The sequence below is a fragment of the Dyadobacter sp. 22481 genome, assembly GCF_052044875.1.
Lineage (GTDB): Bacteria > Bacteroidota > Bacteroidia > Cytophagales > Spirosomataceae > Dyadobacter > Dyadobacter endophyticus.
Genome location: NZ_JBQENV010000002.1, coordinates 1,617,570 through 1,631,431 on the forward strand (window position 1 = coordinate 1,617,570; position 13,862 = coordinate 1,631,431).

Annotated in this window: 10 protein-coding genes; 5 read left to right on the forward strand and 5 right to left on the reverse strand. The window is 49.6% G+C overall.

Going from position 1 to position 13,862, the window contains the following annotated elements:
- Positions 1-256: 256 nt before the first annotated feature.
- The 5 genes from ACTJJJ_RS16855 to ACTJJJ_RS16875 all read right to left on the reverse strand — a co-directional run bounded on the left by ACTJJJ_RS16855 (position 257) and on the right by ACTJJJ_RS16875 (position 6,683).
- A complete protein-coding gene (locus ACTJJJ_RS16855; protein WP_440702418.1) occupies positions 257-2,701 on the reverse strand; it encodes a TonB-dependent receptor domain-containing protein in 2,445 nt (814 codons plus the stop codon).
- Positions 2,698-3,849 carry a PepSY-associated TM helix domain-containing protein gene (locus tag ACTJJJ_RS16860; protein WP_440702419.1) on the reverse strand — a complete coding sequence of 384 codons (1,152 nt, stop codon included), beginning with the start codon at positions 3,847-3,849 and terminating at the stop codon, positions 2,698-2,700. Before ACTJJJ_RS16860 ends, ACTJJJ_RS16855 begins: the two co-directional genes overlap by 4 nt.
- Before the next feature lie 298 nt (positions 3,850-4,147).
- The gene (locus tag ACTJJJ_RS16865; RefSeq protein WP_440702420.1) at positions 4,148-5,371 is read right to left on the reverse strand and encodes a DUF4374 domain-containing protein; all 1,224 of its coding nucleotides are present in this window, start codon (positions 5,369-5,371) and stop codon (positions 4,148-4,150) included.
- A gap of 8 nt (positions 5,372-5,379) precedes the next feature.
- Positions 5,380-6,057, reverse strand: coding sequence for a hypothetical protein (locus tag ACTJJJ_RS16870; RefSeq protein ID WP_440702421.1), 678 nt, complete (start codon positions 6,055-6,057; stop codon positions 5,380-5,382).
- An 86-nt stretch (positions 6,058-6,143) separates the two neighbouring features.
- Positions 6,144-6,683, reverse strand: a complete 540-nt coding sequence (locus ACTJJJ_RS16875) for an RNA polymerase sigma-70 factor (RefSeq protein ID WP_426293386.1) — start codon at positions 6,681-6,683, stop codon at positions 6,144-6,146.
- Positions 6,684-6,894: 211 nt separating this feature from the next.
- On the opposite strand from ACTJJJ_RS16875, the gene ACTJJJ_RS16880 reads away from it, so the two are divergent.
- The 5 genes from ACTJJJ_RS16880 to ACTJJJ_RS16900 all read left to right on the forward strand — a co-directional run bounded on the left by ACTJJJ_RS16880 (position 6,895) and on the right by ACTJJJ_RS16900 (position 13,837).
- Positions 6,895-9,270, forward strand: coding sequence for a TonB-dependent receptor (locus ACTJJJ_RS16880; protein WP_440702422.1), 2,376 nt, complete (start codon positions 6,895-6,897; stop codon positions 9,268-9,270).
- A 50-nt stretch (positions 9,271-9,320) separates the two neighbouring features.
- Positions 9,321-10,349, forward strand: coding sequence for a sensor histidine kinase (locus tag ACTJJJ_RS16885; RefSeq protein ID WP_440702423.1), 1,029 nt, complete (start codon positions 9,321-9,323; stop codon positions 10,347-10,349).
- 34 nt (positions 10,350-10,383) lie between these two features.
- The gene (locus ACTJJJ_RS16890) at positions 10,384-11,151 is read left to right on the forward strand and encodes a LytR/AlgR family response regulator transcription factor (RefSeq protein ID WP_188933147.1); all 768 of its coding nucleotides are present in this window, start codon (positions 10,384-10,386) and stop codon (positions 11,149-11,151) included.
- 129 nt (positions 11,152-11,280) lie between these two features.
- Complete coding sequence (locus ACTJJJ_RS16895; protein WP_440702424.1) at positions 11,281-13,407, forward strand: ATP-binding protein; 2,127 nt, start codon at positions 11,281-11,283, stop codon at positions 13,405-13,407.
- A 34-nt stretch (positions 13,408-13,441) separates the two neighbouring features.
- The gene (locus ACTJJJ_RS16900) at positions 13,442-13,837 is read left to right on the forward strand and encodes an iron chaperone (protein WP_188933142.1); all 396 of its coding nucleotides are present in this window, start codon (positions 13,442-13,444) and stop codon (positions 13,835-13,837) included.
- Positions 13,838-13,862: the final 25 nt, after the last annotated feature.

Genomic DNA, 13,862 nt, shown 5'->3' on the forward strand with positions numbered 1-13,862 from the left:
GGAAAATGACAACTTTTATCTAAGAAAACAACAATCCGGGCTGGTACTGGAAAATGATAACTTTTATAAGTAAAATGGGTGCTTAAAAATTGAAAAGCTCCTGGCATTTTGTCAGGGGCTTTTTTGTTTTCCATTGCGCGAAATCATACGGTGAATTAATTCGGATTTGGGAAAGTATCGCATCCGTTTTTGTAGCTGAATATCGACAAGCCTGTCATTGATACGAGGCAGATGACGGCCGATTAACCCTTAGGTATCATCCGCCTTGTTTGACGTTTTTAAGGTCGTCGTTATTGATCTTACGTCCTGAGCCTTGCTTGAATAGCCCGCCGAACTCCCAGTTGATCGATAGTTTTACCGAGCGCATCAGGTATTGGTTGCGCATGATCGAATAGAATTCCGGTGAACTTACGACCTCCTTTTGAGATCGATACGAGCCAAAGGGGCTCACAGTCGTGAGCGTGACCGATAACTTGCGTGCGGGAAACTCTTTCTTTGCTGAAAAGCTATAATAAAACCAAGCGCCTTCGAAGCCTTGCAGCTCGATACTGCGGGCATCATAGTCGCCGTATGCCTGTACACTGTAATTTCCGGGTAGTTTCACGCTTGTATTGACATTGATTCCCCAGGCAGCGCCCTTGTTATCGATCCCGAGTACGCCGCTTTTGAAGTGCGCCCGACGAATGTTGGCGTTGCTGTTGATCTTCCAGTCGGGCAGGAGCGAGAGCGACGTCGAGAAATTAAGACCATATTGCGCATTGGAGGCAAGGTTCTGCTTGGTGGTAGTGGCCGCACCCGCGGCGTCCATGGTTACAATGCTTTCGATTGAATTATTGGTTTTTCTGCCAAATGCCGAGACATTCAGAAACAGGTCGGAGTTTGTCTGCAATGCGTAGGTGAGCTCCATTTGGTTCACTTCCTCCGGTTTGAGCGAGGGGTTGCCAACAACGACATTTTTAGGGTCCTGGCTATCGCGATTGGGGTTGAGGTCCCAGATCGAGGGGCGGGAAATGCGTTTGGTATAGCTTAATGTAAGATTATTGTTCGCATCGAGCTTCTTGAAAATAGTCGCACTCGGCACGAAATTCGAGAAATTGCTCGTGAAATGTACGCCCGCATCGCGCTGGTGGCCGTCGAGGAAAGTGCCTTCCATACGTGCACCCGCGTGCAGGGCCCAGCCGTTGCTCCATTTAAATTTGATTTGGGTATAAGCTGCCAGCACGTCCTGGCGGTAATCGAAGCGGTCGGTGCGGGACGGAATAGTACCGAGGTTTTCGGGTATGCCGTTTTCGCTGGCTTGCACCTGGTAGTCGCTTCCTACGTTACGTAAAATGGCTTTCACGCCGCTTTCCAGCGCATGTTTACCCGACGTTGTGAGCGGTAGGATATAGTCTCCCTGGAACGTCCATTCGCGGTTATGCGTGGTGTTGTCGTTGATTTCCCGGTACACGAGTGATTGCTCATCGTCGAACTGCTTAGCATTGTAATTGAAATCATCGATCGAGCGATTATACTGCGCCATCAGGTACAGCTCTTCGCCCGGTTTTCTGAATTTTTTGGTATAACCCAAATTCAGGTCCATCCCTTTATTGGGCGCTTTGGTTTTGACGGATTGATAGAACTGGTCGATGACCTGTCCATCCGGGGTAAGCCTGCTATTATGCTGATCGCCGTTTTGCGGCCAGTTGCCAAGCCAGCCGTTTGCCGAGAAATTGAAAGCATTGGCGCTATCGGCCAGGTATTCGATTTGGACATCCCCCGAGCTGTGTGGTTTGGCATTGTCGCGCACGATCTCCTGACGGACTTTACCTGTCTCCGCGCCATTCTGGAATGTGGTACGGTGAATGCTTGACAATTCCTTGTTGCGGAACCGGTGCAAATGAAGCGTTGAACTGACGTTCCACCTATCTCGGTTTATCGCGATGCGAGGATTAATTGCCTGTTCCAGGTTCCCACCCACTACTTCGATAGTGCCGCTCGTGCTCTGGTTCCCTTTTTTGGTGATGATATTAATAACCCCCGCCGCACCTTCCGCGTCGTATCGGGCAGAAGGGCTCGTGATCACCTCCACGGACTTGATTGATCCCGCAGGCATCATATTCAAGGCGTCGGCTGCATTACGGGCCATTTGGCCGGAGTACTTTCCATTGATGAGAATGCGCAGGTTGGAATTTCCCCGCATGGTGACATTCCCAGCTGCATCCACATTGAGGATGGGGGCTTTTCTGAGTACGTCTGCCGCTGTTCCGCCGGTATTGCTGATGTCCTTTTCAGCATTGTAAATAAGCATCCCCGGCTGTTGCTCAACGAGTTGTTTCATGCCCGTAACCGTTATGGCATCCAGTTGCTTTACGTCGGAAATCAGTTTTATGCTTCCGAAATCAAACGGTGCTGCGGAGGAGATTGTGAAAGCGATCCGTTTCTGGCGGTAACCTACAAACGATAAGTTGAGAAAATACGAACCAGTTTTAATATCCGTGGATTTGAAAAAGCCATTTTCATCGGAATAGGTAAGCGCCACTACCTGCTGCTGGTCGTCGAGAATGCTGATTGTGCCAAACTCAATGGCTTTGGAAGAAGCAGAATCTATGAGCGTCCCTTTGATCAGATAACCGGGCAATGTTTGAGAAAAGCTGGTTTGAGCGATCAATAGACTCATCAGAACCGACGAGAAGAAGCGGTAGCTATATTGAAATTTCATAAGGAAGAAAGCGTATTGCGGATGAATGCCGGAGAACGGAGGGGGCGCTTTTTGGTTTTAGCCTTTTTACCCCACCAGATGTAAAATCCGGTGATAGGTAAGCTTGTGCAGATCAGGCTGACTATGAAGAACAGGATTTTGGTGGGCATTCCGCCGACCGCGCCTACGTGCATGGCATAATTCGTGCGGCGGAGCCATTGGGCCACATCCAGCTCCGAGATTTGCGGCTGGCTTGCAGGCAGTACTTCCAGGGTATGTTGGTCGAGGTACACGTAGCGCCAGGAGCCATTATGCATATCCGTACACAGGTCGATGGGCTCGGAAGGCTTTTCAGGAAACGAAACGATGATCGCATCTTTGTTCAGCACCCCGATTTCCGTAACACCCTTTCGCCATGCCGCATCTACGTTTGCCATACTCGTCAATGGCAGGTTTTGCGTGGTATCTGAAAACGCGCGTTCGTAGCGCTGAGGTGCTTGTCCACCAGAAACAAGCCAATAGAAGCTTTTATTGAACCATTGAAAACCCATGATCAACCCGGTAATCGCCAATATCAATGCGATGGTGAGCGAATAAAAGCCCAGCACGTTGTGCAGATCGTAATTGACACGCTTGAACTTCGCCCGCCATCTGATCGTCAACGCCTTGTCTTTTTCTGATTTCGTCCACTTCCTGGGCCACCAGAGTACTATTCCGGTGATTAACAGTATGAAAAATATCAGAGTAGCGTAGCTGACAATTCCCGTTCCGATTTTTCCCTCGATCCACAGGCTGGTATGGCCATCGAGGATAAAATGAAAGAAATCCTCATGATCTACCATTGCCACGATCTCAGCTGTGTAGGGGTTTACGTAAACGAGCGAATCGGAGTTGAGGCTGAAATGGGCCGTCTGGTCTTTGCCATGGTACCAAACGCTGTGAATCTCTTTATCGGGCAGCGCCTGTTTGACCGATTTCCACAATGCGGATGGTGGTAGCATGGCTCTGTTTTTGGGATTCGGGGCGTGCAGATGTTTTAGTGTCAGGGCTTCCAACTCGCTTTCAAAAACGAGGATGCAACCCGTGAAGCCCACTATCACAACTACAATGCCGGAAGCCAGCCCGAGCCAAAGGTGCAGCCATGCATTGATTTTTTTAAGGATATTCATTGGATACTGATTCTTATTTCGCCAATCTTTTGAAATAAGTAGCCCAACTGCTCATTTCCCGAAGGCCGTTTGGTGAAAAATGGCTTTTGGGAAGGTCATCGCGAAATGCGGCCGCGGCGCTTTCGTGTAAATTGGAAACACATTAACCTCTGTCAGGACACACTATGGAAACGGATGAAATCCCGTGCGGAAGATAATTACAGCCCGACAAATGAAGAGCAAGGTGTCGATATCCAAATGATCGTAGACCTGCTTGGCCTTACTCTGCAAGAGGTGACGAATGGTTAGGGAACGCTACTCACTTCAGCCGCTCCAACCGCAAGATATATTCAGTATCGTCACTGAGTTTCAGCCCCTTTTTTAAAGATCCGGTTTCTGCATTGAGCAGCCATACATAACACCCCTCGTTTCCTGAATTAACAGTAATATACACTGTCGCATTCTCAACGAGCACGCATTGGCGCGAAGTCCCCTTGTCGAGTGGAAGAGCGAGGCGGCTGGTGGTTTGATTTTCAAGATCGAGCAGAAAGAAGTCGAAATGAGGGACTTTGTAGTGGTCTTTCATGCCGGTGTAAAGCCCTTTGCGTTCGGTTCTGACGATGGCCTTGCCATTTCCCACGTACCAAAATCCATAGCCGTGATTTTTAATCGCAGACGTTGAGATATTGAAGAAGTATCCCGGGTCGATTTCATCCCTTGACTTTTTAATGCGGAAGATGCCGGTCGGTTTTTCCGGATAATTTCCGGATGCTATCCCCGGGCAGGCAATGAAGTAGAAATCCCCGTTTTCAGTCACAGATGAGTGGGTTTGCCGCGTATTCACCCCACCCGGGTAAACAGAACGAGTGTCTTTGAGCGTTTTGAGCGTTTTGAGCTGAGGATAATCGAGGATGGCGGTGTAAATGGTGTCGCCAGTGGTATAGTTGTCGAGCGAGGAGGAGTGGTAGCAGTAGCCAACGTATAATTTGTTTTCAAGAAACTGCGAAAAACCGATGGAGAGCCAGTTATAGTTGCCGAAAGGCGCAGGTATGGGTACCGTGCCCTGTGTAATACTCAGGTCACGGACATCAATTTTTACATAACGCACTTTCCGGGCTTCGTCGTCGTAGCCGAGGATCATTAAGGAGTCTTGCGATAGCCAGTTGTAGTTTTCAACTGACGAAAAGCCCGTTACAGCAATGGCTGTGTCCCTCACAAATTCCCCTTTTCTAATCTTGTATCGCACGAAAGACCCGGTCCGGCGATCGACGCTGTAGTATTTGCCGTCGCGCACGATAAGGTCATAGTAAAGTGGCGCAGGAACAACGCTCGCACCAGATTTTTCGGGGTTAATTTCACCCGAAGCAAGCGAATCGATTTGAAGGATATATTCTTTGCCGTTTTTCATCATAGCATACACGCTGTACTTCTTTCCGGCGATAAGTTCTTTTTCCCTGGATTGTTCCCGGCAGCCGGGCAGCAGAACCACGCAAAGCAAAACGAAGAGAACGAGGTGAACAAAACCCCGGTAACAATGTGCCATGAGTTAGGTTAAATATTGAACTGATGCATGAGCTGCTTTAAAACAAGCGGCGGGAGGCTTACCATGGCCCCTTCCTCGACGACGATCACTTCGCCCGTCTTTGCGTTGCCTCCATAGTTGAGGGCAATGTAATTTTGCCCTTTTTTTAGAGAAACCTTTTCCCGGTTCTGGGCAGGGTTGGCACAGGTCCCCTGAAAGATGAGTTCGATGTCCTCATTAGGGCTGATCAGCACAGCCCCGCAGAAATCCATGATGCCGGTTTTGCTATTGAGGGCTACATTGCTTTTGGGGGCGATGGAAAGTGTAAAATCTTTCTCGTGAAGATCCCTGTTTTCCGTGCCCGAGCTATTGTTGAGCGCAATTACTTCCCGCGTGACGGATTCGTGCTTCCGACTATAAAGGACCGACCCCAATATGGCGAGCAGGCACGCAGCCACCGCGGGTTTCCATAGCAGGCGCGTCAGGCCGTGCTTTACCCTTGGAGCGGGCGTTTCTTGCGAAGAGGGTAGCACACTTGAGATTTCATTCCACATTTCGGATTGCAGCACCGCTTTTTCTTCGGGCAAGGTCCATTCCATGGTTTCGTCGGCACCGTCGCTTAGCAACCATTCCTCCACCGCAGCGTTTTCTTCGTCGGTGCAGCGGCCATGATGGTATTTTTCAATAAGTTCTTTACTGATCTTCATTCAAATACTCCACAGTTCGGTTGGTGACGCTTCCTGAAAGTAAAAGTAGCATAAATTGAGTTTAGCCGTAAGCAGCACCCGCGATTCTAATGCATATATTCGGCAAGGTTGGCGCGAAGTGTCGTCAGCGCCCGGGTAATGTGGTATTCGACAGCCCTTTCGGAGATCAGCAGCGACGAGGCGATTTCCTTGTTGCTTAGTCCTTCCTCGCGACTCATTTTGTAGACGCGCCGGCACTGGCAGGGCAGGGTGTCCACGAGGTCATCGACTTTGTTTTTGAGGTTATTATAGAGAATGTCGTTCTCGGTGCAATGCGTGCGGTCGCAATAGTCTGCAAATGCGATCTGGTTATGCTCCTTGCGGGATTTGGTATTCCGAAGGTATTCAAATACCTTGAATTTGGCTGAACGAAGCAGGTAACGCTCCACGGAGGTCGTAATTTCCAGCTCGTCTTTCCGTTCCCAGAGCGATTTGAAGATTTCCTGCACCATCCCTTTCGCAGGTTCCGGGTCGCGGACAGTATGATAGCAAACCGCGTAAACCTTCTCCCAATGAGCCAGATATATCTGCTTGAAAGACGTTTCGTCTATCCGGAAAGGAGTGTTATCGGTAGTATGGGCAGTCATGCAATCGGGGCGCGAGCAGGTTCGATAGGCAAATATAGGCCTTTGTTTATAATAAGTCCAAATAAGTTTGGTGTGCTTGCGCCTTACATCCCCGGACGATTCCCCGAATGCTCCCGCCGCTTCGCCCCCGGATCCGTACGGTTGACCGCCCACCTGATTTCAAACACAGCGTGTTATGGAGAAATTTGGTTATCAATTCAAAATTTAGCCAATGAAAGCATTACTATTAGCCATGACATTTCTTTTCGCTACCAGCCTATACGCACAGGAAGGTACGCAAACGATTCGCGGGACAATCCGCGACGAAGTTTCCAAATCGCCGGTAATCGGGGCGTCGATACTACTCGTCCGCGAGGCCGGGACAAGTCCGGTTGGCGCTGTAACCGATCTTCGGGGCGAGTTCAGCATTCCGGGTGTGCCTGTGGGTCGCCAGTCTTTCCAGATCACAACGGTGGGCTACGAGCCGCAGCGTCTGTCGAACATCATTGTGACGGCGGGCAAGGAAGTGGTTTTGAATGTAACCATGACTGAGGCGGTAGAAAGCCTAAATGAGGTGGTAATTACAGCCGACCGCAAAAGCGATAAGTCTAAAACCAATAATGAACTGTCGCTCGTAAGCGGCCGGTCGTTTAATGTGGACGATACGAAAAGGTATGCCGGCGCATTGGGCGATCCGTCGAGGATGGCGGCCAATTTCGCAGGGGTAGTGTCCGGGGACGATTCGCGGAATGACATCGTGGTCCGCGGAAACTCGCCGTCGGGTACGCTGTGGCAGTTGGAAGGCCTTAATATCCCTAATCCTAACCACTTCGGCTCATTCGCGGCTACCGGTGGGCCGGTGAGCATGCTGAACAACAACGTCCTCGGTAAATCCGACTTTCTTACCGGCGCCTTTCCTGCCCAATACGGAAATGCCCTGGCGGCGGTGTTCGACCTGCAACTTCGCGAAGGCAATAATCAGAAACATGAACTAATGGGCCAGGTCGGCTTCAACGGTTTTGAACTCGGTGCGGAAGGGCCATTTTCCAGGAATTCCAAGGCATCCTTCCTTTTGAATTACCGTTATTCGACGCTCGGACTTTTCAATGCGCTCGGTTTGCAATTCGGAACCGGCACTGCCATTCCCGATTACCAGGATCTGAATTTTAAAGTGGCCGTGCCAACCGGTAACAAAGGCAAGTTGACGTTTTTTGGCATAACAGGAAGCAGTGACGTGAATTTCCTGGGAAATGAGGTTGATACAACACTTTCGAATATGTACGGCACCGAAAACACCAACACCCGTGTGAAATACGGTACAAACATTTTTGGACTGACCTACGAACACAACCTAACTGCCAAAACTTTCGCCAAACTTACCCTGGGTATGAGTACAACACGAGAGCGGTTCAGCGGCGATTCTATCAGCAATCCGGCGCGTGAAGCTTTCCTGAGCGGCGAAGCGAAATACAATACCTCCAAATACTCCGCGGTTTTGAATGTGAGACATAAAATGAATGCAAAAAGCAGCCTTTACGGAGGCATTACCCTAGATGTGCTCGATTTCGATCTGTACAGTCGCTCGATTTACCAGGGCGGGAAGATCGACACCGTTCGCGCGAATGTAAGTGGCGAGAATACAGTGCTCACGCAAGCTTACGGGCAATGGAAATACCGGCTTTCACAGGGACTGATCTTCACAACAGGAATCCATTTCCAGCATTATAACCTGAACAACAATGTCGCCGTGGAGCCGCGGGCCGGTTTGCAATACGTGTTTGGTAAAGGGCAATCCGTGAGCGTGGGGTACGGGTTGAATAGTCAGGCACAGAATATCTATACCTATTTTGTACAAACGCCGGACGAGTCGGGGCCGGTGCGGACTAACAAGGATCTTGGTTTTACCAAAAGCCATCACTTTGTGTTCAGCTATCAGAATCGGCTGACCGAAAACCTGTTATTGAAAATCGAGCCTTATTACCAAAAGCTTTACAATGTGCCGGTTGAGCAGCGGGCCTCTACCTATTCGGCTTTGAATATGGGCGCCTCGTTTGGGCCTTCGGACCGCGATAGCCTGGTGAATGAGGGCAGCGGCCATAATATGGGCGTCGAGCTTACTTTGGAAAAGTATTTCAATAAAGGCTATTACTTCCTGCTCTCGACTTCATTCTTCGATTCGAAATACAAAGGCAGCGATAAAGTGGAGCGTAACACTGCTTTTAATACGAAATATGTGCTCAATGTGCTGGGAGGTAAGGAATTCCGCCTGGGTAACAACAATGTCCTGAGCGCCAATATCAAAACTTCGTTGGTGGGTGGTAAATACATTACGCCATTGAACCTGGCTGCGTCACGGGCGCGAGGTGTAGCCGTTTACGACGAAAACCGCGCTTATTCGCTCCGGCAAAGCGCCTATTTTCGCACCGACATCCGTTTTTCCTACCGTCGCGAGATGCGCCGGAGCACCATGGAGTTTTCGATGGATTTGCAGAACGTGACGGCCCGCAAAAACATTTTCCAGCAGACCTACAACCCGCGTACCAACGAGCTGGTGAACCAGTATCAGCAATCGTTTTTTCCGGTACCTTATTTCCGGTATACATTTTAATTGAAAATTGGCGTGTAAACGAGTAGTTTGCCCGCCGATATTCACTTGCGATGAAAGAAAAGGCTTATACGCTCAACGACAGGAATTGGCGGATCATCGGTATCCCGCTCATGGGAATGGTTATTGCCGTGATGATCGCCTTTGACGAATTCCTGAAACTGAGCCAGCATTTCTTCCTCAGTGTGCTTTTTTCTACGTTGCTCACGCTTACATTCTGGGAGGGGAACCGGTACATTATCATTTGGATGCGCCGCATTTTTCCGGAATATAACCAAACCGGCAGAAGGGTGGTTGCGGAGGCGGTGCTGGCGGTGGCCTATGTTTTCGTGGTGTCGCTGCTACTCGATGAAGTTTATTACAAGCCGGTTTATCACGTGAGCGCGCTGGCGATGGGTTTCCGGATCAGCATCGTGCCGACCGTGATCGTGTACCTGGTTTATGAGGCGGTTTATTTTTTTGATGCCTGGAAAATGAATGTACGGAAAACGGAAGCGCTGATGCGTGAAAATGTACAATCCCAGCTGGAAGTGCTTAAAAACCAGCTGGATCCGCATTTTTTGTTCAATAGCATGAATACGCTGGCGGCACTCATTGACGATGAGAACACCGCCGCGCAGGATTACCTCGAAAGATTGTCGGACGTGTACCGGTATGTGCTCGTGAGCCGGAACAAAAACACGGTATTACTGAGCGACGAAATCGCTTTCGTGGATGCTTATGTGTATTTGAACAAGATTCGGTTCAGGGAAAACTTGCAGGTAGAAAAGCAGCTTTCGACAGCCACATTGGCGCAGCATGTCACTCCGCTGAGCCTGCAAATGCTGATTGAGAATGCAATTAAACATAATGTGGCCTCGCGCGAACACCCGTTGCGGATTGTGATCCGCGAGGAGGACTCCGGATATCTGGTGGTGGAGAACAATATTTCGGAGAAGACCATTCTGGAAAAATCGACCCGGGTAGGGTTGCAGAACATTATCAACCGGTATAGCCTGTTGACCGACCGGGAGGTGGAAATAATCAGCGATGGGGAGCGATTTACCGTAAAGATACCGCTACTGGACCAGTTAGCGGGATAGATGACGACACCAGGGCGGGTTCCGCCCGATAGCTATGAAAATACTGATCATTGAAGACGAATATCCGGCAGCGGAACGGCTGGAAAAGTTGATTAAAAAACTCGATCCGCGGATGGAAGTGACTGCGGTGCTGGACAGCGTCGAGGCCGGCCGGAAATGGTTTGCGAACGCGGAACCGGTGGACCTTATTTTTTCAGACATCCAGCTCGCCGATGGTCTGAGTTTTCAGATATTCGAAGAATTTCCCGCGCACAGCCCGATCATTTTCACGACCTCTTACGACGAGTACGCGATCAAGGCATTCCGCGTCAAGAGCATCGATTACCTCCTGAAACCGATTAAAGCGCCCGAATTGGCGGAAGCGATCCGGAAATACGAGAATATCCGGGAAGATTTTTCTCCCAAAGCTTATGCGAGAAAGGTGGAAACGCTGCTGGATAGCCTTGAAATGACCAAGCGGCCTTTTAAAACACGGTTTCTGGTTAAAAACGGAGAACAACTGATCCCTGTCAACCAGGAGCACGTCGCCTACTTTTATACAGCTAACGAAATGGCATGCCTGGTCGCCAGCGACGGCCGGCAATACCTGGTCGATTATAAGCTGGAAGAGCTGGAATCGTTGATAGATCCTCTGAATTTTTTCAGGCTCAACCGGCAGTTCATTGCCCGTATCGACGCTATTCAGAAGATCCACACCTATTTTAATGGCAAACTTAAAGTAGAGCTGCGGCCGCAGACTTCTCAGGAAGTGGTTGTTAGCAGGGAAAAGGCACCGGCGTTTAAAGCGTGGCTGGAAACTTAGCCAATGCATTGGTATGTAACTGATCTGGTGGTTTGGTAGATTAAATAATAGATGACCGGTATGGCAGTGTTTTGTATCTGCTTGTTTACCTTTGTCTCAAACCAACCCTCGAAACATAGGTTTTCCCAGATGAAAATTCCTTTCCGCACCTTATCCAGGGCGTTCTTTGTCTGGACCATTCTACTGGTTGTTATACTCGGATCGTTCGTTTTTACGCTTTTGCTGACGCGCACAAAATCGCAGACGATCCGCGAGAATATCCAGGAACTCCGAAAGGATATGAATGGCTACCAGAAGATAGATAGTTGTATTTCGCTCCTTTATGTGGCAGAAAACAACAGCCGGCTCTTTATTATTACACAGGATTCAGCTTACCTTACGGCATTTTCGGGCCAGCTTCAGGATGTTTCCAACATTCTCAACAAGTTCGAAACCGAGCATGCCGACCGGCCTTCGGCATTGTCTGGCCTCATTCAAAGCAAGCGGGAAAGCAATGCGGAATTTATCCGGATGAAGATCCTGGTCGACAGCCTTTTTGCCCTCTCGGTACAACGCAGTGAGCAAATCCAGCACGAACAATCCCAACCGAAGCCTTCGCCCATTCGTGTGAAAAGGACATCCAAGGTCGATTCGGTGGTGTCTGAGGATATACAAAAGAAGAAACGCGGTCTTTTCAAAAGGCTGGCCGACGCTATTACGAACAAGCACGACGACGGTGCTGCCAAAGAGAAAACGAAGGTGATTATCCAGCGCGATTCGCTGGTAATGCCTTATCTGCTTGCCCGCGAACTGGATTTGAGCCGTTACGACGAGTATAACCGGGTAAAAAGACAACTTAACGAGGCGGAGCAAAAATTACTCTTCCTGAATGGAGAGCTGTTTGCCAATCTGCAATTGACCCTTAAATCGCTGAAAGCGACCGAGGAAGAAAAAGCGAGGAATTTCAGGCGCCTGCTGCTGACCGAAACATCGAATGAGTTTGAAGAAGTAAATCACCTATTTTGGGCTGGCGCGCTTGTGGTCTTGCTGATGACAATCATTATCATCCGCAACCTGGTAAAACTGTACCACAACGACGAGACGATCGTCAAATATGCAGCGCTGGCCACCGAAGCTGCGCGGAATAAAGGGGAATTCCTGGCGCAGGTTACGCATGAAATCAGGACGCCGCTCAATGCAATCATCGGATTTTCCCAGCTCATGGACTCCGATCGCCTTGACGGCCAGATGAAGGAAAGCGTAGAAGCCATTCAAAGTTCGTCACGGATTTTGCAAACGCTGGTGAACGATCTGCTGGATTTTTCTAAATTGGAACGCGGTAAACTGACACTGCAATATCAGGCTTTCAGTCCGGTAGAGCTCGTCAATGAGGTGCTGGCGTTGATGAGTGTACTCGCGGGTGAAAAGGATATCGAAATTGTATCTAAAATCAACGTAGGGCGGGAAATATGCCTCTTAGGCGACGAGTTCCGAGTCAAGCAAGTGTTGATTAACCTGCTGAGCAATGCGGTAAAGTTTACGCCGACACATGGAAAGGTGTTGGTAGAAGCCAGTCTGGAAAGTGTCGAGGGACAGAAGAAACGCCTGAAAATCAGGGTTAAGGATTCTGGAATCGGTATCGCACAGGAACATTTAAAGGAAATATTCGAAGATTTCAGCCAGATTGACGGCGCCTCGGTAGGGAAGCAGGGCACAGGGCTCGGGCTGGCGATATGCAAGCGGATTGTACAATTGCACGGGGGCAAAATCTCAGTTGAAAGTGTGTTGGGGCAAGGATCGGAGTTCAAAGTAGCGATCCCGATGGAGGTAGCCGAAAAGCGGAAATCCGCCCAGAGCCAATCTCCTGTGACGAAGCAAGTAGTATTGCAGGGCAAAAAAGTGCTCGTCGCCGACGATACCAGACTGAACCTCGTACTGATGAGCAGGTTGCTTGAAAAGTACGGGCTCTCCTACAATTTGGTAGGATCAGGGGACGACGCCCTCGAACTTTTCGAGAAGCATTCATACGACCTCGTGATCACTGATATCAATATGCCCGGCATGGATGGCTCCGAGCTAACCCGGCAAATCCGCAGCAATGCTGATCCGCTGAAAGCATCCACGCCGGTAGTAGGTTTTACCGGCGATCTGTCCGACCGCGACAAGGATTTTTACGCGGATCTGGGCATTAACGGCGTGCTGGGCAAGCCATTTTCGGAGAAGGAGTTTTTGTCGGTATTGACGTCAGTTTTCAGTGCGGGGACGACAGGCAACTAGCTCTCAAAATTACTCATCAAAGAACTCGATCAGCATGGCAAAAACAGACTTTAAATCCGTCGACGAATATCAGGATACATTTGGCAGCGAGAAGAAGGAGCGGCTGGCAGCAATCCGGAATGCGATCAGGGAGACGGCACCGGATGCCGAGGAAGTAATCAGTTACCAGATTCCGGCTTACAAGCATTTTGGATTTCTGATCTATTATTCGGCTGCGACAAACCACATTTCGCTGTCTTATCCTTACAGTGAGGCTTTGCTGGCGGAGTTCAAAACGGAGCTTTCCGGTTACAAAATGAGCAAGTCGGCGCTTCAATTGCCGGATAAGGACCCGCTGCCACTCGACTTAATCAAACGCATTGTGGCCTATCGGATGAAGGAGAATGAACTGGCGGCGGCTTCGAAGCCCCAGAAGGCGAAGAAAAAATGAAGCTGTGGGGGCTGTATGACGTTTC